Source organism: Streptomyces sp. NPDC001194 (genome assembly GCF_042896985.1).
In the GTDB taxonomy this organism is placed as follows: Bacteria; Actinomycetota; Actinomycetes; order Streptomycetales; family Streptomycetaceae; genus Streptomyces.
Genome location: NZ_JBIAXU010000013.1, coordinates 195,803 through 221,256, shown reverse-complemented (window position 1 = coordinate 221,256; position 25,454 = coordinate 195,803). Strand labels below are relative to the sequence as shown.

Below are 25,454 nucleotides of genomic sequence, written 5' to 3'. Positions count from 1 at the left end.
CAACGTCGTCGAACGCTGCTTCAACAAACTCAAGCAGAACAAGGCCCTCGCCACCCGCTACGACAAACGAGCCCGCCACTACAAAGCCCTCGTCACCCTCGCCTGCCTACGACTATGGCTCCCCAACTGACATTGCGGACACCCCCTAGGGAGTGTCCCCCCGGGATGTCGGGCCGCTCTCGCCCTCCGGCCGGAACACCGCCACCCACACGCCCTGCGCCGCCTCGCGGAAGACCACTTCGAGCGGCATGCCGATCCGCAGGTCCGCCGGGGCGCAGTCGACGACCTCCGTCATCATGCGCGGGCCCTCGGCCAGGTCGACCACGGCCGCCGTGTACGGGACCCGCGTCCCGAACGGCGGGAGGTCGTTGCGGTGGATCACCGACCACGTGTAGAGGGTGGCGCGGCCGCTCGCGGGTTCCCAGGTCACCCGCTCCTCGCCGGACCAGCAGAACGGGCAGAACTCCCGCGGGTAGTGGTGGACCCGCCCGCAGTCCGCGCAGCGGCGCAGCAGGAGCCGGCCCTCGGCGGCCGCGTCCCAGTAGGGCCGGGTGAAGTCGTCGGTCTCGGGCAGGTCGTGGCGCGGCGCGCCGGCAGGACTCACAGTGCTCGCGGCGGTCGCAGCGCGCGCTGAGCCCGCAGGACTCGCTGAGCCCGCCGGGCTCGCCGAGCCCGCAGGACTCGCTGAGCCCGCCGGGCTCGCCGAACTCGCAGGGCCCGTCGAACTCGCGGGGCTCACAGGAACAGTCCCGTCGCCGCGTCCACGGACCAGGTCTGCCAGGCCATCGCGAAGAGCGCGACGAGCGAGATCAGGGCCATCATCGCGTTCTGCCCCTGCTCGGCCCAGTCGTGGATCATCAGCACCAGGTACAGCAGGTTCAGCAGCAGCCCGCCGACGAGCGCGACCGGGGTCAGGAAGCCGAGCACCAGCCCGAGCCCGAGGGCGAGTTCCGCGTAGACGACGACGTACGCCATCAGCCGCGGGCGCGGCTGGACGACCTTCTCGAAGCCGCCCTTCACGAACGGCCAGCGGTGCTTGCCGGCGACGTCGGCGGCCCAGGCGATGCCGGTGCCGCGCTCGAACCAGCCCTTCTTGTCCTTGTGCCGCCAGCTCTCCAGCCACCACAGGCCGAGCCCTATCCGGAGCACGGCGAGCCACTCGGCCCCACTGAGCCAGATGGTCTGCATCGGCCCTCCCTCCCTAGACCTGACGGTACGTCAGTTCAGCGGATCGGGAGCGATCCCGCAAGGGTGGCCGTGCACTGCGTTCACCCCGGGCACCCGGCCCGGAGGGGGCGGCCCGGAAGCGCCCGTGATCGATCCGCAATCGATTCCCTCCTTGTCCGAGACCCATCAACGCTGTGTGTCGATACGCTCACTCCTCATGTCCGGAGTCCCCACAGCCCCCGACCTGTCCACCCAGCCGCGCCCGGTCTACGTGATCGGCGCCGGGCCCGGCGGCCTCGCCGCGGCCGCAGCCTTGCGCGCCCGCGGGGTGCGTGCGGTGGTCGTCGAGAAGTCCGATGACGTCGCCTCCTCCTGGCGGGGGCACTACGACCGGCTCCACCTGCACACCACGCGCCGGCTCTCCGCCCTCCCCGGGCTGGCGATGCCGCGCAGGTTCGGGCGGTGGGTGTCGCGGGACGACGTGGTGCGGTACCTGGAGAAGTACGCCGAGTTCCACGCGCTGGAGCTCGTCACCGGTGTCGAGGTGACCCGGCTCGACCCCGCCCCCGGCGGGGACGGCTGGCTGCTGCACGCGACCGGCGGGCGGGTGCTGGACGCCCGCGCCGTCGTCGTCGCCACCGGGTTCAACCACACCCCCGCGCTCCCCGACTGGCCGGGCGGCGACACGTACACCGGGGAGCTCCTGCACGCCCGCGAGTACCGCAACGCCGAGCCGTACGAGGGCCGGGACGTGCTCGTCGTCGGCACCGGCAACACCGGCGCCGAGATAGCCGTCGACCTGGCCGAGGGCGGGGCCGCGCGGGTGCGGCTCGCCGTGCGCACCGCACCGCACATCGTGCGGCGCTCCACCGCGGGCTGGCCCGCGCAGCGCACCGGGATCCTGGTGCGGCGGCTGCCCGTACGGCTCGTGGACCGGCTCGGCGCGCTCGTCGCCAAGGCCTCGGTCCCCGACCTGACGGCGTACGGACTCCCCCGCCCCGCCGCCGGCCTGTACAGCAGGGTCAAGGAGGGCGCGATCCCGGTCCAGGACGTCGGCCTGATCGACGCCGTGCGCACGGGCCGGGTCGAACCGGTCGCCGCCGTGACCTCCTTCGACGGCGGGCAGGTGGTGCTCGCCGACGGTTCCCGCATCACCCCGGACGCGGTGGTCGCGGCCACCGGATACCGGCGCGGCCTGGAGGGCCTGGTCGGGCACCTCGACGTGCTCGACGGGCGCGGCCGTCCCCGCACGCACGGCGGCCGCTCCCCCGCGCAGGCCCCCGGCCTGTACTTCACCGGCTTCACCAACCCCATCAGCGGCATGTTCCGCGAGATGGCCCTGGACGCCGAGAAGATAGCCCGGGCGGTCTCCCGCCGCCTGGGCCCCCTGGCCGGCCGCCCGCAGCCCGACCCCCTCCCGAACACGGGCCTCCGCCCGGTCGACCCCCTCGCCTAGGGGGTGTCCGCAAAGTCCCGCCTGCCCCGCGACGCCCGGCACGCGCTCTCGGCGCACCGGACGCCGCGGGACCGCCCTCCGGGCGGCCGGCGCCACTTCGCGGACACCCCCTTGGGGCGGGCACGGGCCACCCGGGCCGCCACCCGGGCCGCCACCCGGGCCGCCACCCGGCATCCGCGCGGCCGCGTGCGCGCTCCGGCGGGCCGGCCGGCCGCGGGGGTCCCCCGTACCGCCTCCGGCGGACGCGGCCGACGGGTCCCGAACGCGGCCGAAACGCGCTCTGGACCCGTCCCGGCGGGATCTGGGACCGTTCCCACACACCACCTCCACCAGCTTTCCTGCGCAGCACTGTTCCTGACGGCACGTCAGTTCAGTAATCTGACTACGCGTCAGTTATTGAGGTTCATCGAGCAGGAGCGGGCGGAACGATGCTTGGATCTACTCACGGCACCCTCACCACCGACTTCCGCGCACGTGTCGACGCCTGCGGGGAGACCCCCAGGACGGCCGTCCACTCCACGGCGGCACCCTCCGCCGCGGACGCGGTCGCGGTGGACGTCAGCGGACGGCCCCTGCACGCCGATGTCCCCGACCTCGACCGGTTCTTCCGGCCCGAGTCCGTGGCCGTCATCGGCGCCTCCGACGACGAAGGCAGACCGAACACCGGCATCACCCGCCAGCTGATCGCCTGGGCTGAGCGCGTCGGCGCGCGGATCCACCCCGTGCACCCCACCCGCCCCGCCGTCTTCGGAGTGGCCTGCCACGCGTCCGTGGCCGACCTGCCCGAACAGGTGGACCTGGCCGTCCTCCTCGTCGGCGATCCGCTGCCGGTGATCGAGGAACTGGCCGAGGCCAAGGTGAAGTTCGCCGTCGCCTTCGCCTCAGGCTTCGCCGAGACCGGAGACGAGGGGGCCGCCGCCCAGGAGCGGCTCGCGGCCGCCGTCCGGCGCTCCGGCCTGCGCCTGCTCGGCCCCAACACCAACCTCAACGCCTTCGAGGAGTTCCGCGAGGACCTCGACGGCCCGGCGATCGCGCTCATCACCCAGTCCGGCCACCAGGGCCGGCCCGTCTACACCCTCCAGGAGCTGGGCATCCGGCTCTCCCACTGGGCCCCCACGGGCAACGAAGCCGACCTCGAGACCTCCGACTTCATCTCCTACTTCGCCGAGCGGCCCGAGGTCGGGGCCATCGCCTGCTACGTGGAAGGCCTCAAGGACGGCCGCCAGTTCCTCCTCGCCGCCGACCGCGCCGCACGCAACGGCGTGCCCGTCGTCGCCGTCAAGGTCGGCCGCACCGAGACCGGCGCCCGCATGGCCGCCTCCCACACCGGGAAGCTGACCGGCGCGGACACCGTCGTCGACGCCGCGATGCGGCAGTTCGGCGTCATCCGCGTCGACGGTCTGGACGAGCTCCAGGACACCGCCGCCCTGCTCGCCCGGGCCCGCAAGCCGCTGGCCGACGGGGTCGTCGTGTACTCCATCTCCGGCGGCACCGGGGCCCACTTCTCGGACCTCGCGACCGAGGCGGGGCTCACCCTGCCCACCCTCTCGCAGGCCAAGCAGCAGGAACTCCACCAGTGGATACCGGAGTACCTGAACGTCGCCAACCCCGTCGACAACGGCGGCCACCCGGTCGGCGACTGGCGCGGCCGCAAGATCATCGACGCGATCCTCGCCGACCCGTCGGTGGGCGTGCTGATCTGCCCGATCACCGGGCCGTTCCCCCCGATGAGCGACAGGCTCGCGCAGGACCTGGTGGACGCTGCCGAGCAGAGCGACAAGCTGATCTGCGTCGTCTGGGGCTCGCCGGTCGGCACCGAGGAGGCCTACCGCACCACCCTGCTCGGCTCCTCCCGCGTGGCCACCTTCCGCACCTTCGGCAACTGCATCACCGCCGTCCGCGCCTACCTCGGCCACCACCGGTTCACGTCCGCGTACCGCTCTCCCTTCGAGGACGCGCCGCGGACCCCGTCCCCCTCGTACCGCAAGGCGCAGGCACTCATGCGGCCGGGCCAGCAGCTCAGCGAGCACGCGGCGAAGCAGCTGCTCAGGGCGTACGGGATACGGGTCCCCCGCGAGCAGCTCGTGACGAGCGCCGCGGCGGCGGTACGGGCGGCGGGGCTCGTCGGGTACCCGGTGGTGATGAAGGCCTCGGGGCCGCAGCTCGCGCACAAGACGGAACTCGGGCTGGTGAAGATCGGCCTGACCTCGGCGAGCCAGATCCGGGACGCGTACCGGGAGCTGACGGACATCGCCCGCTACGAGAACGTCCCGCTGGACGGGATCCTCGTCTGCCAGATGGTGGAGCGGGGGGTCGAGATGGTCGTCGGCGTGACGCAGGACGAGCTCTTCGGCCCGACGGTGACGGTGGGCCTGGGCGGGGTCCTGGTGGAGGTCCTGCACGACGCGGCGGTCCGCGTCCCGCCCTTCGGCGAGGACCAGGCCCGCGCGATGCTGACGGAACTGCGCGGCCACGCCCTCCTGGAGGGCGTACGGGGCGCCCCGCCGGCCGACGTGGACGCGCTGGTGGAGGTCGTCCTGCGGGTCCAGCGGATGGCGCTGGAACTGGGCGGCGTCCTGTCCGAGCTGGACATCAACCCGCTGATGGTCCTCCCGCGCGGCCAGGGGGCGGTGGCGCTGGACGCCCTGGCGATCTGCCGCTGACCGCCGCGCGGCCCCCGGACCCGCGGACCCCCGGACCCCCGGACCCCCGGACCCGGCCGGCACGCCGGGCCTGCGCCGCGCGGGGCCGCCTCCCCACCCCTACCCCGAACGGGAGTTCACCCCATGAGCAGCGACGCCCCCGCCGACGAGGTCCTGCACCGCATCGAGAGCGGGGTCTCCTGGATCACCCTGAACCGGCCGGAAGCCATGAACGCCGTCACCTGGGACCAGCGCGAGCGCGTCATCGCCCTGCTCGCCGAGGCCTCGGCGGACCCCGGCGTGCGGGCCGTCGTCGTCACCGCCACCGGCAAGGGGTTCTGCGCGGGCGCCGACCTGCGCGGCGCCCCCGCCGCGCCGGGCGAGCGCGTCGCCGGTGACGTCGCCCGCATGATCCGGCTCGGCGCGCAGCGCCTGATCACGGCCGTGCTGGACTGCGAGAAGCCGGTCCTCGCCGCCGTCAACGGCACGGCCGCCGGGATCGGCGCCCACCTCGCCCTCGCCTGCGACCTGGTCGTCGCCGCGGACTCGGCCCGCTTCATCGAGGTGTTCGTACGCCGCGGCCTGGTCCCCGACGGCGGCGGCGCCTACCTGCTCCCGCGCCTGGTCGGTCCGCAGAAGGCCAAGGAGCTGATGTTCTTCGGCGACGCCGTCCCGGCGGCCGAGGCCGAGCGGCTCGGTCTCGTCAACCGGGTGGTTCCGGCCGGGGAGCTGGAGGCCGCCGCCCGGGAGTGGGCGGAGCGCCTGGCGCAGGGCCCGACCCGCGCCCTCGCACTGACGAAGCAGCTGGTGAACGCCTCTCTGGACGGTGGCCGGGCGGCCGCACTGGCCGCCGAGGCCACCGCTCAGGAGATCAACATGACCACAGCCGACGCGAACGAGGGCGTGGCGAGCTTCGTGGAGCGACGCTCGCCCAAGTACCTCGGGCGCTGAGCGGGCGCCTCACGTCATCGGGTTCGGCTTCAGCAGCGCGAACACGGCTCCGGACGGGTCCGCCACCCACGCGATCCGGCCGACGTCCGGCACGTCCGCGGCCGGCATGAGCACCGATCCGCCGTTCCCGCTCGCCGCCGAGACCGTCGCGTCGACGTCCGCGACGTTGAAGTACGGGACCCAGCGCGGCTTCTCGACGCCCCCGCCCGCCCCGTCGCCCATCGGCGCGATCCCGCCGAACGAGGTCTGCTGCTGGTCGCCGTCCTTCAGGCTCAGCACGCGGTACGTCATCCCGGGCGTCTCCATGTCCTGGCTGCGCCAGCCGAAGACGCCGTTGTAGAAGGTGATGGCCGCGGCCGGGTCCGGTACGTGCAGCTCCGCCCACACCAGGCTGTTCTCGTCGGAGACCCTCCCCAGTCCGTCGGTCTTCCCGGACTGCCAGAGCGCGAACTCGGCGCCCTGCGGGTCGGTGGCCTGCGCGAGCCAGCCCTCGCCCATGACGTCCGTCGGCTCCATCCGGATCTTCCCGCCACCGGACCGGATGGCGGACACCGTGGCCTGGATGTCGTCGGCCTTGAAGTGCAGCATCCAGGCGGAACTCGCCCCTTCCTCGGTGAGCGGCCCGAGCGCGGCGACGGTCTTGCCGTCCACCTGGAAGAACCCGTACCCGCCGGCGTCCGGGCCCAGGTCGGTGAAGGTCCAGCCGAAGACGGAGCCGTAGAACCCCGCGGCCCCGGTGGTGTCGGGGCTGCCGAGGTCGAGCCAGACGGGCGAGCCGAGACGGAAGTCGGTGCCGAGCATGGAGTCCTCCTGGAGACGGGTGGATCGGGATCGGGCCGGGGGCCACGATGCCGACCTGCCGCGGGAGTGTCCTCCGTACGGGTCCCGGTGGGGCGGTGGATTCACCCGTACGGGCGAACGGCGAGGCCCCGCCCCGAGCCCCGGCTACAGGCGGTGCAGGGTTTCGGCGGACCGGGGGTGGAGGTCCTCCGGATCGCCCAGGACGCAGAACAGCTCGGGCCGTTCGGCCGTGCCGGCCACCTGCCAGTCCCGCATGGGGCCACAGCCCTCGATGGTGAGCGTGACCCGGTCCCTCGGCCGGTCGAAGAGGCCGCCGGACCCGCGCCCGGGCTCGAACGTCCACGTCCCGGTCCCGGAGCAGGTGTCCCACAGCCCGGTCGGCGCGACCTGCGCCAGGTTCCCGGCTTCCGCCTCGCCGTTCTCGCCCAGCCGCAGCCGGTACGCGCCGCCGCCGCCGATCCACTCGCCGGCGTACCGGGCCCGCTCCAGCCGGGGCGGCTCGTACGCGGCGAACCCGGTCCGCTCCTGGAGGAAGGCGCCGAACGCGCAGAGGAGCAGGGCGATGCCGGTGGCGGCGCCGGCCCGGGCCGCCATCCCGGTCCACCCGAGCGACCTGTGGTGCGCGTACGAGGCCGCCAGCACCGGGAGGACCCCGGAGCCGGCGATCCAGAGCGCCGTCCAGCCGTACGGCAGGCCCCAGGCGGCACCGGCCCATCCCGTGTAGGCGGCGGCGACGGCGGCGGCCCAGAGCGGTGCCCACCACGGGTTTCCCAGCGCTCGCGTCAGGGCCATCACCGGCAGGGTGAACAGCACCCGGTGCAGGTACGCGGCCAGGACCACCACGAGCAGCATCAGCGGTATCGCGGCGAAGACGGCGGAGTCGATGCCGAGGCCGTGGTCGTCGCGCATGCCGGAGGTGGCGAGGAAGGCCGCCCCCGCCACGATGCACTGCCCGGTGAAGGCCAGCTCCGACCCGGTCGACAGACGGGACCGGTTCCGGGACCGCGCGGCCGGTCCCGCGTGCACCTCTGGCATCCCCATGCCCCCACCCCCACATTAATTGAACATGTTCAATCGATGGCGACGATACACCCTCCCCATTTCCGAGTCACCCGCCCGCACCCCTTCCAATCTGACGGACCGTCAGCTTCAATCGTGACGTGATGGGACACGCAGGGATGGCGGCCACCGTCGTCCGATACCTCAGGTCAGTCGGCTCCCCCACCTCCGCCCCGTCGGAGCAGGACCCGGACGCCGGCCACGTCGACGCGCTGCCGCGCCCCGATCTGCGGGCCGTCGGCGAGGACGAGCGCGCCCCCGTCAGCCCCGCCGAGTTCCGGGCCGTACTCGGGAACTTCGCCAGCGGGGTCACGGTCATCACCGCCCCGGCCGGGGAGGGGGAGGACGGCCCGGCCGGGTTCGCGTGCCAGTCCTTCGCCTCGCTGTCGCTCGACCCGCCGCTGGTCACCTTCATGGTGGCCCGTACGTCGACCACCTGGCCCCGGATCGCCCGCGCCGGGGTGTTCTGCGTCAACGTCCTGGGCGCCGGGCAGGGCGAGCTGTGCCGGGCCTTCGCGGTCAGCGGCGCCGACAAGTTCGCCGGGGTCGCGCACACCCCCGCCCCCGTGACCGGGTCACCGCGGCTGGAGGCCGTGCCCGCCTGGATCGACTGCCGCATCCACGCCGTGCACACCGGCGGGGACCACCTGATCGTGGTCGGCCGGGTCGAGGCCATGGGCGCCGCCGGGGAGGACGGCCCGCTCCTCTTCCACAAGGGCCGCTTCGGCCGCCTCGCCGCCGAGTAGCCCGCGGGCGAGCGGGCGAGCGGCGCCGGGGATTGCGTGAAGGCCCCGCCTCCGGCCGGAGGCGGGGCCTTCACGTCGTCCGCGTCGTCCGCGTCGTCCACGTCGTCCACGTCGTCCACGTCGTCCGCGTCGTCCGCGTCAGAACGTGAGCACTCCCCGCGCCACCCGCCCGTGCTGCGCGTCGTCCACGGCCTTCGCGAAGTCCTCGATCGGGTAGGTCTCGGTGACCAGTTCGTCGAGCAGCAGCCTGCCCTGCCGGTAGAGCTCCGCGTAGAGGGCGATGTCCCGCTGCGGGCGGGAGGAGCCGTACCGGCAGCCCATGATGGTCTTGTCCAGGTACATGGACGAGACCGTGAACGACGCCTCCTCCTTGAAGCCGGGGACCCCGAGCAGGATCGCCTGCCCGTGCCGGTCCAGCAGGTCGACTGCCTGGCGGATCAGCTTGACGTTGCCCACGCACTCGAAGGCGTGGTCCGCGCCCGTCGGGAGGATCTCGCGCACCGCCGCCGAGGAGTCGGGGACGGCCGAAGCGTCGATGAAGTGCGTGGCCCCGAACTGCCGGGCCACCGCCTCCTTCGCCGGATTGGCGTCCACGGCCACGATCGCGCCCGCGCCCGCGATCCGCGCGCCCTGGATCACGTTGAGCCCGATGCCGCCCGTGCCGATGACGACGACCGACTCCCCGTGGTCCACCCGGGCCCGGTTCAGCACGGCCCCCACCCCGGTCAGGACACCGCAGCCGATGAGCGCGGCCGAGGTGAGCGGGATGTCGTCCGGGATCTTCACCGCCTGGACGGCCTTGACGATCGTCCGCTCCGCGAAGGCGGAGTTGGACGCGAACTGGAACAGCGGCCTCCCGCCCCGCGAGAACGGCTGCCCCGGCATCCCGATCGCCTTGCGGCACATGGTCGGCCGGCCCCGGTCACAGTCCGCGCAGGCCCCGCAGTTCGCGAGGGTCGACAGGGAGACGTGATCGCCGGGCGCCACGTGCGTCACACCCGAACCGACCGCCTCCACCACCCCGGCGCCCTCGTGGCCGAGGACCACCGGCGGCGGGAACGGTATCGTCCCGTCGATCACCGACAGGTCGCTGTGGCACAGTCCGGCCGCCGCGATGGCGACCAGCACCTCCCCCGGCCCCGGGTCGCGGATCTCCAGATCCTCCACCACCTGGACCTGCTTGCCGTCGAACACGACGCCTCTCACCTGGACTCCTTAGGCAGGCCGAGCACGCGCTCGGCGATGATGTTCCGCTGGATCTCGTCCGAGCCGCCGTAGATCGTGTCGGCGCGGGTGAACAGGAACAGGCGCTGCTCCTCGTCGAGTCCGAGTTCGTACGGGGTCCCGGGCGCCCAGTCGCCCGGCCCGGCGCAGGCCGCGGCTCCGCGGACCGCCACCGCCAGCTCGCCGAGCCGCCGGTGCCAGCCGCCCCACAGCAGCTTGGCCACGCTCGGCGCACCCGGGTCTGCGGCCGTTCCCAGCGTCCGCAGGGCGTTCCAGCGCATCGTGCGCAGCTCGGCCCACTGCCGTACGAGGCGTTCTCGCAGTACGGGGTCCCCGGCGCCCTCCGGCGCCGCGGCCACGTAGGCCCCCACCACCCGCTCCAGTTCCGCCGCGAAGCCGATCTGCTGGACGAGCGTGGAGACCCCGCGCTCCAGGGCGAGCAGTCCCATGGCAACGGTCCAGCCGTCGCCCTCCCCGCCGACGGCCTCCGCCGCCACCGCCCCGTCGAAGAAGACCTCGTTGAACTCGCTCGTCCCCGACATCTGGCGGATCGGCCGGACCTCGACCCTGCCCGGCTGGTCCATCCGCACGAGCAGGAAGGACAGGCCGCGGTGGCGCCGCGAGCCCGGTTCGGTCCGGGCCAGGACGAAGCACCAGTCGGCGTCCCGGGCCAGCGAGGTCCAGATCTTCTGGCCGGTGACCCGGAACCGCCCGTCCGCCGCGTCCCGTACCGCGGTGGTACGGATCCCCGCGAGGTCGGAGCCGGCGCCCGGCTCGCTGTAGCCCTGGCACCACAGCTCCTCGCCGCGCGCGATGCCGGGCAGGAAGCGGTCCCGCTGCTCCCGGGACCCGTACGCGATCAGGGTCGGCGCGAGGAGGTTCTCCCCGATGTGGCCGACCCGCCCGGGGGCGCGCAGCGCCGCGTACTCCTCGGCCCAGACGACCTGGCCGGTGAGGGAGAGCCGCTGCTGCCCGTACGTCCCGGAGGGCAGCTCCCAGCCCTGGCCGATCCAGCCGCCCCGGCCCAGCTCGCGCTCCCACGCGCGCCGGGTCTCGACCCCTTCGTGCTCGCTGCCGGGCCCGCCGAGGCCGAGGGCGTCCGCGTACGGACCCACCAGGTGCCCGGTGAGCCAGGAGCGGGCGCGGACGCGCAGCCGCTCGTCCCCGGCCCCGAAGCTGAAGTCCATGTCTTCCGGGCTCCCCTACGCGTTGGGGCGGTCCTTGGCGGCCGCCGCCTTGGCCATGGCCTCCAGCTGCGCGAGCATCGGCATCGGGTCGGTGCCGACGGTGCCGGGCAGGAAGTCGGCGATCTTCTCGGGGGTCCAGGAGCCCTCGGCGTAGCCGGCGCGCAGTTCGCGCGGCTGTGCCCAGACGGCGATCTTCGGGCCGGCGATCGTGTAGACCTGCCCGGTGATCTTCTCGCCGCCCACGGCGACGGCCTTGTCGGAGAGCAGGTAGGTGACGAGGGCCGCGACGTCCTCGGGCTCGCCGATCTCCTTGAGCTCCATGGGGACGTTCGCCGACATCCGGGTCCGGGCGACGGGTGCGACGGCGTTGGCGGTGACCCCGTACTTGGCCAGCCCGAGCGCGGCGGAGCGGACGAGGGAGATGATCCCGCCCTTGGCGGCGCTGTAGTTGGCCTGGGCGACGGAGCCCTGGTGGTTGCCGCTGGTGAAGCCGATGAGGGTGCCGGAGCCCTGGCGGCGCATGACGGCGGAGGCGGCGCGGAAGACGGTGAAGGTGCCCTTGAGGTGGGTGGCGACGACCGGGTCCCACTCCTCCTCGGACATGTTGAACAGCATCCGCTCGCGCAGGATGCCGGCGACGCACACGACGCCGTCGATGCGGCCGAACTGCGCGAGGGCGGTGTCGACGATGCGCTGGCCGCCCGCCATGGTCGAGATGTCGTCGGCGACGGCGACGGCCTCGCCTCCGGCGGCCTGGATCTCCTTCACCACGCCGTCGGCTATCTCGCTCGTCGGCTCCCCGCCCTCGATGCCGACGCCGTAGTCGTTGACGACGACCCTGGCGCCCTCGGCGGCCGCCGCGAGTGCCACGGCCCGCCCGATGCCCCTGCCCGCGCCGGTGACGGCCACGACCTTGCCGGCCAAGAAGTTCCCCACGCCCGACCCCTTCCCGCGTTTTCTGACGGTCCGTTAGATTCTATGACCAGTCGGATGTCCGGGCACAAGCCCTAGTCGGCCTCAGTTGCCCCAGCGCACCCCAGGAGCTGATGGAAGCCATGACCTTGCCCGCCGAGTTCCACGACATCGCCAAGCGCGTCAACAACTGGGGGCGCTGGGGCGCCGACGACGAGATCGGGACCCTGAACCTGATCACCGCGGAGGTGGTGCGGGCGGCCGCCTCCGAGGTCCGTACCGGCGTGCGGATCCCCCTGGCACTGCCCCTGAAGGAGGACGGGGTGCAGGCGGGGCTGATACCGGGGCGGGTCAACCCGCTGCACACGATGGTGCAGATCAACCAGGAGCTCTTCGGTCCGGGCACGGTGGCGTGCAGCGACGACGCCGTGACGATGGGCCTCCAGTCGGCCACCCACTGGGACGCGCTGACGCACGTCTCGCACTCGGGCCGCATCTACAACGGCCGCCCCGCGTCCACGATCACCGCGCACGCACGCGCCGAGTTCAGCGGCATCGACAAGGCCGCCCCCATCGTCTCGCGGGGCGTCCTGCTGGACGTGGCCCGCGCGAAGGGCCTGGACCGGCTGCCGGGCGGCCACGCGGTGACCCCGGAGGACCTGGCGGAGGCGGAGGAGTTCGGCGGGGTCACGGTCCGGCCCGGAGACGTCGTCCTGGTCCGCACCGGCCAGATCCAGGTCTACCTGGCGGGCGACAAGCACGGTTACGGCTTCCCGTCGCCCGGACTGTCCGTCCGCACGCCGGAGTGGTTCCACGCGCGGGACGTGGCGGCGGTGGCGAACGACACCCTGACCTTCGAGATCTTCCCTCCGGAGATCGACAACCTGTGGCTGCCGGTGCACGCGCTGGACCTGGTGGAGATGGGCATGCACCAGGGCCAGAACTGGAATCTCGAAAAGTTGTCCACAGCCTGTGCAGAAGAGAACCGGTACGCCTTCCTGCTCTCCGCCATGCCGGAGCCCTTCGTCGGCGGCGTCGGCACCCCGGTCGCCCCGGTGGCCGTCCTCTGAGCGCGTTCAACCGTATGGCCCGATTCGGCCGGTGGGGGCGGGGTAGGGAGGGGCCGTCCAACCCTCATCGGCAGCCCCGGAGGCATCCGTGCCCGACATGAACGGCCCCTACCAGGCCGGCACCCCCTGCTGGATCGACCTGATGGTCCCCGACCAGCAGGCCGCCCTCGACTTCTACCGCGACCTCTTCGGCTGGCAGGGGGAGATCGGCCCGGCGGAAACCGGCGGCTACTCCGTCTGCACCCTCAAGGGCAAGCCGGTGGCCGGGATCATGCGCGCCTCCAACCCGGACGGGACGGTCCCGGACCCGATGCCGCCGACCGTGTGGACCACGTACCTGGCCACCGACTCCATCGACTCCACCCTCAAGTCGGTGACCGACGCGGGCGGCACGGTGATGGTGGGCCCGATGGACGTCATGGACCTCGGGCGGATGGCCGTCGTCTGCGACCCGACCGGCGCCGTCGTCGGCCTCTGGCAGTACGGCACCTTCGCCGGGGCGGGCATCGTCAACGAGCACGGCGCGCTGATCTGGAACGAGCTGAGCACCGGCGACGTCGCGGCCGCCTCCGCGTTCTACTCCGCCGTACTGCCGATGGGCACGGCGAAGTCGCAGATGCCGGGCGCCGAGGAGTACACGGAGTTCACGGTCGCGGGCCGGGCCGTCGGCGGGATGATGGACCTCGCCTCGATGCCGACCGGGGTTCCGCCGCACTGGCTCCCGTACTTCGCCGTCGACGACGTCGACTCCGTCCAGGCGGCCGCGGTGCGGGCCGGCGGCGCCGTCAAGGCCCCCGCGTTCGACATGGCGGCGGGCCGGATGGCCGTCCTCGCCGACCCCCAGGGCGGCACCTTCGCGGTGATCGCCGCCACCACCCCGGAGCAACCGGCCTGATCCGAACGGCGGTTGCCCCGGCCCTCCGGCCGGGGCAACCCGCGCGGCCCCGCCCGCACTACCCCAAGCGGTAACGGGCCGCGGCGGCGGCGAAGCCGGGGGCCTCGGCCGGGGTCAGGGCGGAGACCGCCACCCAGGAGAGGTCGGCGAACTCGATGTACATGCGGCCCTTCTGGAGCAGGCCCGTCCCGTTCGCCCGGACGACGGTGATCTCCGACCGCGGGACCTCCCAGTACTGCTGCATCACGGGCGTCGACTGCCACAGCGGCGAGACGTCGGTCAGGGCGAACCAGCGCCGGTCCGTCACCACGAGGACGTCCGTCGCCGAGCCGCGCGCGCCGGCGCGGCCGATCAGGAACCGGCCGGCCGCGCTCTGCCAGCCGCCCTCCATGCCCTTGCCGTCCGCCGGGTCGGGGGTCCGCTCGGCCGCGTCCCGGCGCGGGTCGTGCCCGCGCGCCTTGAAGAACTGCTGGAGGGGGCGCGGGAGCTTCTCCTCGATCCGCCGGCCGAGCGCCGCCGGCTCCGGCGGCGCGAGCAGCTCCTCCGGCGGGTTCGGCACGCCGGGACCCGGTTCGCAGGCACATACGGCGATCAACTGCTCGTCAGGCTGCAGGAAGTCCTCGGCCTGGCGGCGCCGGTCCTGGTTCACGCGCTTGCTCCTACTGCTGAGTAACGTCGAGTGCGCCCCAATTGTCCTCGAAACCGGAATGCCTGATTACCACCGGGGCCGACACCCTCCCCCGGGATGCATCCCGGGGGCGGATGTCCGTACGGGGGACCGCCGTTAGGGTCGCGGCATGGACACCTCATCAGGGCAGGTCGGCAGGGGTCGGCAGCCGTTCCGATGGCAGGTCGCGGCCCTCTGGACGGGCGCCGCGCTCGGCACGCTCCTGCTGTCGAACCTCGCCTTCCGCGTCCCCCTCGGCTTCGGGGACCAGATCTTCGACGTGGGTCCGCTCCTCGCGGTCATCGGCGTGCTGACCGGCGCCCTCCTGGTGCGCCGGGCGCCGCTCACCACCCTCGGCCTGATGCTGTTCGGCACGTACCTGATGCTCTTCGTCGGCCGCGCCCCCGGGCTCACCCTCTCCATGGTGCTGCCCGCCGCGGTGGCGCTCGGGATGGTCGCGGCCACCCGCTCGCGCCGGGTGACCCTGTCGGCCGTGGGCATCACCGTCCTGCTGCTGATCACGGCCCAGTTCGCGGTGCCCGCGGAGGGCTCCGCCGCCCGCGTCCTCGCCCAGAGCCAGCTGCCGGTCGTGGTCCTCGGCTGGCTGATCGGCGACTCCGTGCGGCGCGGCCGCGAGGCCGCCGCGCAGGCGCAGGCCCGCGCCACCGAGCAGGCCCTCACCGACGAGCGGCTGCGCATCGCCCGCGAGCTGCACGACATGGTCGCGCACAGCATCGGCGTCATCGCCATCCAGGCCGGGGTCGGCAGCCGGGTCATCGAGACGCAGCCCGCACAGGCCCGCGAGGCGCTGCGGGCCATCGAGGCGACCAGCCGCGAGACCCTCGCGGGGCTGCGCCGCACGCTGGTCGCCCTGCGCCGCAGCGAGCCCGCGCCGCTGGGGCCCGCGCCGGGCCTGGACGGCATCGACCGGCTCGCCGAGGCCGCCGCGGCCGATACGGGCGTACGCGTGGACGTGGCGTGGTCGGGGGAGCGGCGGCCGCTGCCCTCCGACATCGAACTGGCCGCGTTCCGCATCGTGCAGGAGGCGCTGACCAACGTGGTCCGCCACGCGCGGGCCGGCGGCTGCCGGGTGGAGATCGCGTACGGGCCGGACGAACTCGCCCTGGAGGTCACCGACGACGGGCGCGGCATCCCGGAAGGCGCCGCGCCCGGCGCCGGATTCGGACTCACCGGCATGCGGGAGCGCACCGCCCTGCTGAACGGCCGCTTCGAGGCCGGACCACGGCCCGGGGGCGGCTTCCGCGTGGCGGCGGCCCTGCCGGTCGGACAACCCCAGGAGAAGGCATGAACGCCAGCGCCAACGTCCGCGTACTGCTCGCCGACGACCAGCCCCTGGTCCGCTCGGGGCTGCGCGTCCTGATGGCCGACACGCCGGACCTGGAGGTCGTGGGCGAGGCCGCGAACGGCGCCGAGGCGGTCCGGATGAGCGCCGAGCTCGCCCCCGACGTGGTGGTGATGGACATCCGGATGCCGGAGATGGACGGCATCGAGGCCACCCGGCGCCTCACGTCGGCCGGCCCGGGCGGAGCCCGCGTGCTCATCCTGACCACCTTCGACGAGGACGAGCACGTGTACGGGGCACTGCGCGCCGGTGCGAGCGGTTTCGCCGTGAAGGACATGGCGCTGGACGACATCCTCGCCGCCGTCCGCGTGGTCGCGGCGGGCGACGCCCTGATCGCGCCGGGCGTCACGCGCCGCCTGATAGCGGACTTCGCCGCGGGTCCGGCGGCCGCCCCCGAGCGCGTCGCGGCGATCACGGGCCGGGAGCAGGAGGTGCTGACCCTGGTGGGGCGGGGCCGGTCGAACAGCGAGATCGCGCAGGACCTGTTCATCACGGTGGCGACGACGAAGTCTCACGTGGCCCGGCTGCTGACGAAACTGGACGCCCGGGACCGCGTCCAACTGGTGATCAAGGCCTACGAAATGGGACTGGTCGCGCCGCCCGGTTAGGGGCGCGCGGGAACCAGCGGGTGGCGGCGTACGGTCGTGCGCACCCCGAGCGCGGCACGGCAGCCGCCACCCCACGACCCGCACTCGTCAAGGTCTGCCCTTGGCGTCCCCTCGCGACGAATCGCTGAGTACAAGGGTGATCACCAGTTGACGAACCGTCAACACCTCGTTAGAGGTACACGCGCGGTTCCCACGTCGATCGACAATCCGCGGGTTTGTCGGCGCGGTCGATCTCGCACCAGATCCGCTTGCCCGCGCCCTCGCGCTGCCAGCCCCAGCGGTCGGCCAGTCCGTCCACCAGCTCCAGGCCGCGCCCGCCCGTGTCGTCCCCGGCGGCCTGCCGCCGGGCCGGGCCGCGGGCGCTGGTGTCGGCGACCTCGACCCGTACCCCGGGCTCCCCGAAGAGCATCCGCAGGACGGCGGGGCAGCCGGTGTGCACGACCGCGTTGGTGACCAGCTCGGAGATCAGCAGGATCAGCGTCTCGGCGAGCGGTTCGTCATCCCCTATGCCCGACCCCGCCAGCCGCGACCGCGCCCAGCGGCGGGCCCGGCCGACCTCGGCGGGGTCCGGTCCGACCTCCAGCTGTACCTGAAGCACCTGCACCGCTCACACCATCCGAACCGGCGGACACTTCGCCTCGCGACAGGACGGGATCACCGAGTGTGATCCCCTTGCGGAGCAGCATGGTTGACATACAGTCACCGCAACAAGCGCTTCGGGCATATTCCAGCGCGAAGGAGTAGGTGTGGTGCATACTGCGCGTCGCTCGCGCTGCTGGGCCGCTCGCATTCCCGGGAGCGTACCGGAGCAGGCCCCCGAGTCCGGGCCGCAATGGGCCGGGCCTAGGACACAAACCGATATCAACTCTCTGTAATCGGACATGCGTCCCGGACCGTTCCGACCGTACCCCGTTCCGCTCCCGTTCCACCCCCTTTTGGTGACAGGGAGCTACGTCGAGACCGACGCCAGCTCCGCCGCCAGCAGCTCCTCCGCCTCCTGCGCCGTCCGCCACTGCTCGGCGCGCACCCAGGCCCGCTTGAGGTGCAGGTGCACGTCCGCCTCCCACGTGAAGCCCATCCCGCCGTGCACCTGGAGGCAGTCGCGGGCATTGCGCACGGCGGCCCCGTCGGCCAGCAGCTTGGCCCCGGCCGTCTCCGCCGGGTCCGCGGTCACCGCCGCCGCGTACACCGCCGTACGGGCCACCTCGGCCCGCACCAGCATCTGCGCGCACAGGTGCTTCACCGCCTGGAAGGCCCCGATCGGCTGCCCGAACTGCTCGCGCTCGCGCCCGTACCGCACCGCCAGCTCCAGCGTGCGCAGCGCGCCGCCGACCTGGAGGGCGGCCGTCAGCAGCGCGCCCTCGTCGCGGTACGCCTCCGCGGCGGCGGGCGGCCGCGCGGCCACCCGGTGCAGCGGGGTGAGCGGGTCCGCCGAGGGCACCGGCTCGCCCGGAGGGGGAAGCGGCGCACCGAGCACGGCGTCGGCCTCCCCGAGGTGCGCCACCAGCGCCCCGCCGCCGCCCGGGGCCCCCAGGTCGAACGCCGTGACCACCGCGGTCCCCTCCGCCGCCCCCGGGACGGCGCCCGCCGCCAGGTGCGTGGCGACCAGCGGCCCCGGCAGCAGCGCCCGGCCCGCCTCCTCGAAGACGAGCACCGCCTCGGGCAGCCCGAGCCCGACCCCGCCGCGCTCCTGGGGGAGCCGCAGCGCGAAGAACCCGGCCTCGCCGAGCTCCCGCCACAGCCCCCGGTCCAGGGCCCCGCCCGCGTCCACCGAGGCCCGCAGCGCCTCGCGCCCGTACCGGCCCGCCAGCAGGTCCCGTACGCCGGCCCTCAGGTCGCGCTGCTCTTGCGTCAAGCGGAAGTCCACGGCCCTCACCGGCCCTTCGGGAGGCCGAGGATCCGCTCGGCGACGATGTTCCGCTGGATCTGCGAGGTGCCCGCCGCGATCGTGTACGAGAGGGACGAGAGCCGGTCCAGGGTCCACTCCCCGTCCAGCGCGAGGGAGTCCGCGCCCAGCACCTCGGCGGCGGTGTCGTACAGCTCCTGCCTCGCGTGGGAGTAGGCGAGCTTGAAGACGGAGCCGCCGACGCCCGGCACCCCGCCGGAGGCCTCGGACGCGCTCACGTTCCACTGGGTGAGCCGCCACAGCGCGCCGAACTCCCCGTACAGCCGCCCGAGCCGGCGCCGCAGCACGGGATCGTCCCAGCGGCCGTTCGCCTTCGCGGTGCGCGCGAGCTCTCCCAGGGTGCGGCGGCAGGCCACGACCTCGCCGACGAAGGCCGTCCCCCGCTCGAAGGAAAGCGTGACCATGGTCACGCGCCAGCCGTCGTTCTCGTCCCCGACCCGGTTCGCGACGGGCACCCGCACCTCGTCGAGGAACACCTCCGCGAACTCGGCCGATCCGGCGAGGGTGCGCAGCGGCCGTACGGTGACCCCGGGCGCGTCCATGGGCATGGCCAGCCAGGAGATCCCGCGGTGCTTGGGGCAGGCCTCGCTGACGGGCTGCGTGCGCACGAGGAGCTCGCACCAGTCGGCGACCTCCGCGTGCGAGGTCCAGATCTTCGAGCCGGTGATCACGTAGTCGTCGCCGTCGCGCACGGCGCGCGTGCGCAGCGCGGCCAGGTCGGAGCCCGCGCCGGGCTCGCTGAACCCCTGGCACCACACCTCGTCCCCGCGCAGTACGGGCGGCAGCCAGCGCGCCCGCTGCGCCGCCGTGCCCTCGGCGGCGATCGTCGGGCCGGCGTGCAGGAGCCCGACGAAGTTGGCGCCCACGTACGGGGCGCCGGCCCGCTCGGTCTCCTCCAGGAAGATCAGGTGCTGGGTGGGGGTGGCCCCGCGGCCGCCCGCGTCCACGGGCCAGTGCAGGCCGGCGTACCCGGCGTCGTGGAGCCTGCGCTGCCAGCCGGCGTCGTACGCGCGCCGGCCGGGCCAGTCGTCGGGGGACGGCTTGGCGGGCAGCTCGGGCAGGGTCTTGCCGAGCCATTCGCGCAGCCGGGCCCGGAAGTCCCGCTCCTCCTGCGTGTACGTCAGGTCCATCAGCGGTTCTCATCCATGGACAAGCCGAGCATGCGGATGGCGTTGCCGCGCATCAGCTTGTAGACCGTCTCGTCGTCCAGCCCCTTCACGTGGTCGAGGGCGACCTCCTTGGTGTGCGGGAAGGTCGAGTCCACGTGCGGGTAGTCGGTCTCGAAGGTGGCGTTGTCGCGGCCGACGACGTCGAGCGAGGCGATCCCGTGCTTGTCGCGGAAGAAGCAGCAGAACATCTGCCGGTAGTAGTACGTGGACGGCGGCTCGGGGATCAGGTCGCGGACCCCGCCCCAGGCGCGGTGCTCCTGCCAGACGTCGTCGGCGCGTTCGAGGGCGTACGGGATCCAGCCCATCTGGCCCACGCTGTAGGCCAGCTTCAGCGTCGGGAACTTGACCAGCACCCCGCTGAACAGGAAGTCCATCATCGAGGCCATGGCGTTGTTGAAGCTGAGCGAGGCCTGGACGGCGGGCGGCGCGTCGGGCGAGGCGGCGGGCATCTGGGAGCTGGACCCGATGTGCATGTTGACGACGGTGCCCGTCTCCTGGCACACGGCGAAGAAGGGGTCCCAGTAGCCGGAGTGGATGGACGGCAGCCCGAGGTAGGTCGGGATCTCGGAGAAGGTCACCGCGCGCACCCCGCGGGCCGCGTTGCGCCGGATCTCGGCGACGGCGAGGCCGACGTCCCAGAGCGGGATGATGCAGAGCGGGATGAGCCGGCCGCCGCTGTCGCCGCACCACTCCTCGACCATCCAGTCGTTGTACGCGCGCACGCAGGCGAGCGCCACTTCCTTGTCGTGGGCCTCGGCGAAGGTCTGGCCGCAGAAGCGCGGGAAGGTCGGGAAGCAGAGCGATGCCTCGACGTGGTTGAGGTCCATGTCGGCGAGGCGCGCCTTGGGGTCCCAGCAGCCGCGCCGCATCTCCTCGCGGGTGATGCCCTCCAGGGTCATGTCGTCGCGGTCGAAGCCGACGGCGGCGATGTTGCGCTTGTACGGGAACTTCAGGTCCTCGTAGATCCACCAGTCGGTCGGCGGGCCGTCGGGGTCCATGGAGATCACGTACTTGCCGCCGGTGTACCGGAGGTCGCCGATCCCGGCCGTGAGCGGCTTGGGCCCGCGGTCGCGGTACTTGGCCGGCAGCCAGACGTCGAAGAGGTGCGCGGGTTCGATGACGTGGTCGTCGACGCTGATGATCCGAGGCAGTTCCAGTTCCATGGTGTCCCCTCGCGAGCCGATGAATCCGGTAAATCTGATGGAGCGTCAGAAAGTACGCTAGCCCCGCCACCCCTGGACCGACAAGCGCCGGAGCCCTACGCTCTGCGCTGGATCTGACTAAGCGTCAGTTACGGGAGGCTGGGCATGGCGGACACCAACGACACGGCGGTACGGCTGAGCCACTCCCCCACCCTGTGGGAGCTGGTCGCGGCGCGGGCCGCGCTGAGCCCCGGCGCCCCGGTGCTGATCGAAGCGGCCGAAGACCCCGCCGGCGACCGCACGCTCACCTTCGCCGAGCTGCGCGACCGCTCCGAACAGGTCGCGGCGGGGCTGTACGGGATGGGCGTACGGCCCGGCACGGTCGTCGCCTGGCAGCTGCCCACCCGGATCGAGACCGTCCTGCTCTCCCTCGCCCTGGCCCGGATCGGAGCCGTCCAGACCCCGGTGATCCCCTTCTACCGGGACCGCGAGGTGGGCTTCGCGCTGCGCGAGTCCAAAGCCGAGTTCTTCGCCGTCCCCGGCGTCTGGCGGGGCTTCGACCACACGGCGATGGCGGAGCGCCTCGGCGCGCGCGGCGTCTTCGAGGCGTACGGATCCCTCCCGGCCGCGGACCCCGCCGTACTCCCCGCGCCCCCGTCCGACGGCACGTCCGTCCGCTGGATCTACTGGACCTCCGGGACCACCTCCGACCCCAAGGGCGTCCTGCACACCGACCGCTCACTGATCGCGGGCGGCTCCTGCCTGGCGCACGCCCTGCACCTGAGCCCGGCCGACACCGGCTCGATGGCCTTCCCGTACGCGCACATAGGCGGCCCGGACTACCTGGTGATGCTGCTCCTGTACGGCTTCCCCGCGGTCCTCTTCGAGAAGTTCGCGATGCCGGACGCGCTGGCCGGCTACCGGCGCCACGGGGTCACGGTGGCGGGCGGCTCCACGGCCTTCTACTCGATGTTCCTCACCGAGCAGCGCAAGGACCCCGCCAAGAAGCTGATCCCCACCCTCCGCCTCCTCGCGGGCGGGGGCGCCCCGAAGCCGCCGGAGATCTACCACGCGGTCGTGCGCGAACTGGGCTGCCAGCTGACCCACGGCTACGGCATGACCGAGGTCCCGATGATCACCATGGGCGCCCCGGACGACACGGCGGAACACCTCGCCACCACGGAGGGCCGCCCCCCGGCCGGCATGTCGATCCGCATCACCGCCCCGGACGGCACGCCGCTCCCCGCGGACACCGACGGCGAGGTCCGGCTGCGCGGAGAGGCGGTCTGCCGGGGCTACCTGAACCGCGAGGACCGCCCGGCCGAGGTCTTCGACGACGACGGCTACCTGATCACGGGCGACCTCGGCCACCTGACCCCGGACGGCTACCTCGTCCTCACCGGCCGCACCAAGGACGTGATCATCCGCAAGGGCGAGAACATCTCCGCGAAGGAGATCGAGGACCTCCTGCACCTGCTCCCGGCCATCGGCGACGTGGCCGTGATCGGCCTCCCGGACCCGGAGCGCGGGGAACGCGTCTGCGCGGTGGTGGAACAGCCGCCGGGCGCGGCCCCCCTGACCCTCCCGGACCTCACGGCCCACCTCCGCGCCCAGGGCCTGTCCCCCCACAAGCTCCCGGAGCAGCTCGAACTGGTCGAGGCCCTCCCCCGCAACGAAGCCCTCCGCAAGGTCCTGAAGTACAAGCTCCGGGAGCGGTACGCGTAGCGCGGGGCCCCGCGGCGCCGGCGGGGCCCCTGGCTGCCTGCCGCTACGCGTCCGGGGCCTCCACGCCGCAGTACGCGGCGAAGGCCGTCAGGATCTCGTCCTCCGTGATGCGGCCGTCGGCGTCGGCGTCCAGGGCCTGCGCGATCCCGTCGGCCAGTTCGGCCGGGGTGCCCAGGACGCGCAGCACCCTGGCCGCCGCCGCCGGGGTCGTGCCGCGGCCGTCCTCGTCCGCCACCGCGATCACCCCGTGCAGGAACGGCCGCGCGATCTCCGCGAACCGCTGCGGGTTGTCGCGCAGCCGCTTCGCCGCCCCGGTGATGAACTCCTCGCGGGTCACGCGCTGGTCCCCGTCGACGTCCGCGATCCCGGCCATCCCCTGCCAGAACGCCTCGGCGCCCGCGAAGAGGCCCTGGCCCCTGTCCGACCGCGCGGTGGTGCCGAATTCGGCCAGCACGGCCCTGGCGGCCGCGCTGAAGTCCTCACGGTCGATGTATCCGTTCCCGTCCTGGTCGAACGTGGCAAACCGGGCGGCGATCTTGCGCTCGTATTCTGCGCTGTCCATATGCGGCGTTCCGCCTTCACATGTGCGGTGGAGTTCAGTTCAAGACAAGCCAGGAGCGTAAGGCCTACGTGGCCTGCCCGTTAAGCGAAGTCGTCAAGCAGGTGGCCGCATCGAACCCGCGCACGGGAAGCGCGGCGGGGCGCGTACACCTGTGCCCATGTGCCGCATCCGGCCCCATTGTTCACACCCCGCACCGCGCCTATCACGGAGAGCGCTCTTCCTGGGCCGCGTTCCCCCAAAACGGGCGCGAACCCGCCTCTGGCGACTACATTCGAGGCGTCGACACACGGCTGGGGGCAGTTATGCCGAAGGACGTACCACCTCGCTGGGACCGCCGCATGCAGCAGCGCCTCGCCCGCGGCGAGGCCGCCGCGCTCGGAGAGCTGTACGACCGCTTCGCCTCGCTCGTGCACAGCCTGGCGCACCGGGTCCTCGGCGACGAGACGGCGGCGGACCGGATCACCCGCGAGGTCTTCGGCTACATCTGGGAGAACCCCGACGCCTACGACCCGAAGCAGGGCTCCATGCGCTCCTGGGTCGCCCGGGTCACCCAGAGCCAGGCCGTGGCCCGGCTGCGCCAGTCCGAGCTCGGCCGCGGCTCGCGCGAGGAGCTCGAGCAGAAGGTGCGCAGCGCCACCGCCGCCGCCCGCGCGGACTACATCGTCACGTCGATGCCCGCACCGCTGCGCGCCGCGCTGGAGCTCGCGTACTTCAAGCGCCGCGACTACCGGCAGGCCGCCGCCGACCTCCGCATCAGCGAGGACGAGGCCCGGCGCCGGCTGCGCCTCGGCCTGCAGCTGCTGTCGACCGCCAACGTCCTCCCGCAGGAGGACTCCGCTCCGCCCGGATACGGCCCGCCAGGATATGGAACTCCCCGATGAACGGCCCCGCCGACCCGCCCCCCGAGGGATACGAGGAGCTGCGCCCCGGCGGTCCGGCGCGCATACCGGGTCCGCGCGGGGCCGCTGACGACCTCGATCCGCGGCACGCGCCCGAGCCGCTCCCCGAGCCGCCCGCCGCACCGGAACCGCCCCCGCCGCCGCGCACCCACGCCGTGCTGAAGTCCCTGCTCGGCGCCTGGGCCCTCGCGGCCTGCTCCGCCGAGGAGACGCAGGCGGTCGAGGACCACCTCACCGAGTGCGCGCAGTGCGCCGAGGAGGCGCTGCGGCTACGCGACGCCGTGGGCCTGCTGCACCCCGAGGACAGCCTGGACCTCAAGCCGCTGCTGCGCTCGCGGGTACTGGAGGACTGCCTCGGCAAGCGGCCGGCCCGCATCCCGGTGCCGGCGTGGGCGAACCCGTACGACACCGAGACCGCGCGGCTCGACGCGCTGCTGCGGGACTTCGGCGACTCGGAGTGGCAGACCCCGGTACGGCTCAAGTGGTTCGAGGAGGAGCGGCGCCAGACGCGCCGGACGACGGTGGCCGGGGTGATCGGGCACCTGCTGACGGTCGACGGGCTGGTCGCGACGGCGCTGGGCCTGGACGACCCGCTGGGCCCGGAGGCGCCGTCGGACGCCACGGGCCGCACCGAGCACTACTGGAGCTCCGCCGAGCAGCCGATCACCCGGCAGATCCGCGAGCCGTGGCGGGAGCAGGGCCACACGCTGCTGCGCACGGTGTCGTTCGCGGGCCGGGGCGTCGGCGAACTGTCCGTGGACTACGGGCCCTTCGCGCTGCCGCTCGGGGACGCCTTCCTGGAGCGGGCCTTCGAGTGCTGGGTGCACGCCTGGGACATCGCGGAGGCGGTGGACTACCCGTACGACCCGCCGTCCGGGCCGCACCTGCACCGGATGATCGACCTGGCGGCGCGGCTGCTGCCGAGCGCACTGGCCCACCGGCGCCGGGCGGGCCTCGCCGCCCCGGCCCGCGGCCTGGTCGCGGCGGGCGCGCCGGGGCGGACCCTGCACCTGGAGATCGAGGGCGCGGGCGGCGGCAGCTGGGACATCGCCCTGGACTCCCCGGCGGCGAAACCGTCGGCGGAGCTCACGGTGGCGCAGATCGCGCTGGACGGCGCCGAGTTCTGCCAGCTGGCCGCCGGGCACATCTCCCCGGAGGACGCGGCCGTGGGCCAGCACGGCGACCGCGAGGCCATCCGCGACGTCCTGTTCGCGGCGGCCTCGCTGAGCCGTCTGTAGGCGGTGCGCCGCCGGACCGCTGCCGGAGCCCCGCCGACCTCGGCGGGGCTCCGCCGGTCCGGCGG

The 25,454-nt window shown here is 73.4% G+C and carries 24 protein-coding genes and 1 pseudogene; 12 read left to right on the top strand and 13 right to left on the bottom strand.

Going from position 1 to position 25,454, the window contains the following annotated elements:
* Positions 1-130, top strand: a pseudogene (locus ACFY1T_RS24765) (IS5/IS1182 family transposase); the annotation flags it as partial.
* 15 nt (positions 131-145) lie between these two features.
* On the opposite strand, the gene ACFY1T_RS24760 reads toward ACFY1T_RS24765, so the two are convergent.
* Positions 146-604, bottom strand: coding sequence for a Zn-ribbon domain-containing OB-fold protein (locus tag ACFY1T_RS24760; protein ID WP_390790090.1), 459 nt, complete (start codon positions 602-604; stop codon positions 146-148).
* Positions 605-735: 131 nt separating this feature from the next.
* Positions 736-1,188, bottom strand: coding sequence for a DoxX family membrane protein (locus ACFY1T_RS24755; RefSeq protein WP_030858365.1), 453 nt, complete (start codon positions 1,186-1,188; stop codon positions 736-738).
* 196 nt (positions 1,189-1,384) lie between these two features.
* Here ACFY1T_RS24755 and ACFY1T_RS24750 point away from each other — a divergent pair, with 196 nt between their 5' ends.
* The 3 genes from ACFY1T_RS24750 (at position 1,385) to ACFY1T_RS24740 (ending at position 6,216) form a co-directional block, all read left to right on the top strand.
* On the top strand, positions 1,385-2,623 hold the full coding sequence (locus tag ACFY1T_RS24750) for a flavin-containing monooxygenase (protein ID WP_390790089.1): 1,239 nt from the start codon (positions 1,385-1,387) through the stop codon (positions 2,621-2,623).
* A gap of 428 nt (positions 2,624-3,051) precedes the next feature.
* The gene (locus tag ACFY1T_RS24745; RefSeq protein WP_390790088.1) at positions 3,052-5,286 is read left to right on the top strand and encodes an acetate--CoA ligase family protein; all 2,235 of its coding nucleotides are present in this window, start codon (positions 3,052-3,054) and stop codon (positions 5,284-5,286) included.
* A gap of 123 nt (positions 5,287-5,409) precedes the next feature.
* Entirely contained in the window at positions 5,410-6,216 is an 807-nt protein-coding gene (locus tag ACFY1T_RS24740; protein ID WP_390790087.1) for an enoyl-CoA hydratase/isomerase family protein, read from the top strand.
* 9 nt (positions 6,217-6,225) lie between these two features.
* Here the strand turns inward: ACFY1T_RS24740 and ACFY1T_RS24735 are convergent, their stop codons facing one another.
* Entirely contained in the window at positions 6,226-7,017 is a 792-nt protein-coding gene (locus tag ACFY1T_RS24735; RefSeq protein WP_390790086.1) for a VOC family protein, read from the bottom strand.
* A gap of 144 nt (positions 7,018-7,161) precedes the next feature.
* Positions 7,162-8,058 carry a hypothetical protein gene (locus ACFY1T_RS24730; protein WP_390790085.1) on the bottom strand — a complete coding sequence of 299 codons (897 nt, stop codon included), beginning with the start codon at positions 8,056-8,058 and terminating at the stop codon, positions 7,162-7,164.
* Between the two features lie 137 nt (positions 8,059-8,195).
* Here ACFY1T_RS24730 and ACFY1T_RS24725 point away from each other — a divergent pair, with 137 nt between their 5' ends.
* Complete coding sequence (locus tag ACFY1T_RS24725) at positions 8,196-8,822, top strand: flavin reductase family protein (protein ID WP_390790101.1); 627 nt, start codon at positions 8,196-8,198, stop codon at positions 8,820-8,822.
* Positions 8,823-8,960: 138 nt separating this feature from the next.
* Here the strand turns inward: ACFY1T_RS24725 and ACFY1T_RS24720 are convergent, their stop codons facing one another.
* Genes ACFY1T_RS24720 through ACFY1T_RS24710 form a run of 3 tightly spaced genes read right to left on the bottom strand, consistent with a single transcriptional unit; the run spans position 8,961 to position 12,169 of the window.
* Entirely contained in the window at positions 8,961-10,028 is a 1,068-nt protein-coding gene (locus ACFY1T_RS24720) for a Zn-dependent alcohol dehydrogenase (protein ID WP_390790084.1), read from the bottom strand.
* Positions 10,025-11,233: an acyl-CoA dehydrogenase family protein gene (locus ACFY1T_RS24715; protein WP_390790083.1), complete on the bottom strand. Its 1,209-nt coding sequence runs from the start codon at positions 11,231-11,233 to the stop codon at positions 10,025-10,027. The genes ACFY1T_RS24720 and ACFY1T_RS24715 overlap by 4 nt, the downstream gene beginning before the upstream one ends.
* Before the next feature lie 15 nt (positions 11,234-11,248).
* Positions 11,249-12,169: an SDR family oxidoreductase gene (locus tag ACFY1T_RS24710; RefSeq protein WP_390790082.1), complete on the bottom strand. Its 921-nt coding sequence runs from the start codon at positions 12,167-12,169 to the stop codon at positions 11,249-11,251.
* Positions 12,170-12,288: 119 nt separating this feature from the next.
* On the opposite strand from ACFY1T_RS24710, the gene ACFY1T_RS24705 reads away from it, so the two are divergent.
* Complete coding sequence (locus tag ACFY1T_RS24705; protein WP_390790081.1) at positions 12,289-13,215, top strand: cyclase family protein; 927 nt, start codon at positions 12,289-12,291, stop codon at positions 13,213-13,215.
* Between the two features lie 97 nt (positions 13,216-13,312).
* On the top strand, positions 13,313-14,110 hold the full coding sequence (locus ACFY1T_RS24700; RefSeq protein ID WP_390790100.1) for a VOC family protein: 798 nt from the start codon (positions 13,313-13,315) through the stop codon (positions 14,108-14,110).
* A gap of 58 nt (positions 14,111-14,168) precedes the next feature.
* Here the strand turns inward: ACFY1T_RS24700 and ACFY1T_RS24695 are convergent, their stop codons facing one another.
* Positions 14,169-14,759, bottom strand: coding sequence for a hypothetical protein (locus ACFY1T_RS24695; protein ID WP_390790080.1), 591 nt, complete (start codon positions 14,757-14,759; stop codon positions 14,169-14,171).
* A gap of 148 nt (positions 14,760-14,907) precedes the next feature.
* Between ACFY1T_RS24695 and ACFY1T_RS24690 the strand changes: the two genes are divergently transcribed.
* The gene (locus tag ACFY1T_RS24690) at positions 14,908-16,086 is read left to right on the top strand and encodes a sensor histidine kinase (RefSeq protein WP_390790079.1); all 1,179 of its coding nucleotides are present in this window, start codon (positions 14,908-14,910) and stop codon (positions 16,084-16,086) included.
* On the top strand, positions 16,083-16,748 hold the full coding sequence (locus ACFY1T_RS24685) for a response regulator (RefSeq protein ID WP_390790078.1): 666 nt from the start codon (positions 16,083-16,085) through the stop codon (positions 16,746-16,748). The genes ACFY1T_RS24690 and ACFY1T_RS24685 overlap by 4 nt, the downstream gene beginning before the upstream one ends.
* Before the next feature lie 169 nt (positions 16,749-16,917).
* On the opposite strand, the gene ACFY1T_RS24680 is transcribed toward ACFY1T_RS24685, so the two are convergent.
* The 4 genes from ACFY1T_RS24680 to ACFY1T_RS24665 form a co-directional block, all read right to left on the bottom strand.
* Positions 16,918-17,352, bottom strand: a complete 435-nt coding sequence (locus ACFY1T_RS24680) for an ATP-binding protein (RefSeq protein ID WP_030858382.1) — start codon at positions 17,350-17,352, stop codon at positions 16,918-16,920.
* A gap of 345 nt (positions 17,353-17,697) precedes the next feature.
* Complete coding sequence (locus ACFY1T_RS24675) at positions 17,698-18,615, bottom strand: acyl-CoA dehydrogenase family protein (protein WP_390790077.1); 918 nt, start codon at positions 18,613-18,615, stop codon at positions 17,698-17,700.
* A 5-nt stretch (positions 18,616-18,620) separates the two neighbouring features.
* Positions 18,621-19,784 (bottom strand): acyl-CoA dehydrogenase family protein, encoded by a 1,164-nt coding sequence (locus ACFY1T_RS24670; RefSeq protein ID WP_390790076.1) that lies wholly within the window; start codon positions 19,782-19,784, stop codon positions 18,621-18,623.
* Positions 19,784-20,986, bottom strand: coding sequence for an amidohydrolase family protein (locus tag ACFY1T_RS24665; protein WP_390790075.1), 1,203 nt, complete (start codon positions 20,984-20,986; stop codon positions 19,784-19,786). Before ACFY1T_RS24665 ends, ACFY1T_RS24670 begins: the two co-directional genes overlap by 1 nt.
* 144 nt (positions 20,987-21,130) lie before the next feature.
* Between ACFY1T_RS24665 and ACFY1T_RS24660 the strand changes: the two genes are divergently transcribed.
* Positions 21,131-22,690 (top strand): class I adenylate-forming enzyme family protein, encoded by a 1,560-nt coding sequence (locus tag ACFY1T_RS24660; RefSeq protein WP_390790074.1) that lies wholly within the window; start codon positions 21,131-21,133, stop codon positions 22,688-22,690.
* A 43-nt stretch (positions 22,691-22,733) separates the two neighbouring features.
* Here ACFY1T_RS24660 and ACFY1T_RS24655 read toward each other — a convergent pair whose 3' ends face one another.
* Positions 22,734-23,252: an EF-hand domain-containing protein gene (locus ACFY1T_RS24655; RefSeq protein ID WP_390790073.1), complete on the bottom strand. Its 519-nt coding sequence runs from the start codon at positions 23,250-23,252 to the stop codon at positions 22,734-22,736.
* 302 nt (positions 23,253-23,554) lie between these two features.
* Here ACFY1T_RS24655 and ACFY1T_RS24650 point away from each other — a divergent pair, with 302 nt between their 5' ends.
* Together ACFY1T_RS24650 and ACFY1T_RS24645 are read left to right on the top strand one after the other, a co-directional pair.
* Positions 23,555-24,133, top strand: coding sequence for a sigma-70 family RNA polymerase sigma factor (locus tag ACFY1T_RS24650; RefSeq protein ID WP_390790072.1), 579 nt, complete (start codon positions 23,555-23,557; stop codon positions 24,131-24,133).
* Entirely contained in the window at positions 24,130-25,389 is a 1,260-nt protein-coding gene (locus tag ACFY1T_RS24645) for a maleylpyruvate isomerase N-terminal domain-containing protein (RefSeq protein ID WP_390790071.1), read from the top strand. Before ACFY1T_RS24650 ends, ACFY1T_RS24645 begins: the two co-directional genes overlap by 4 nt.
* The last annotated feature ends 65 nt before the right edge of the window (positions 25,390-25,454 follow it).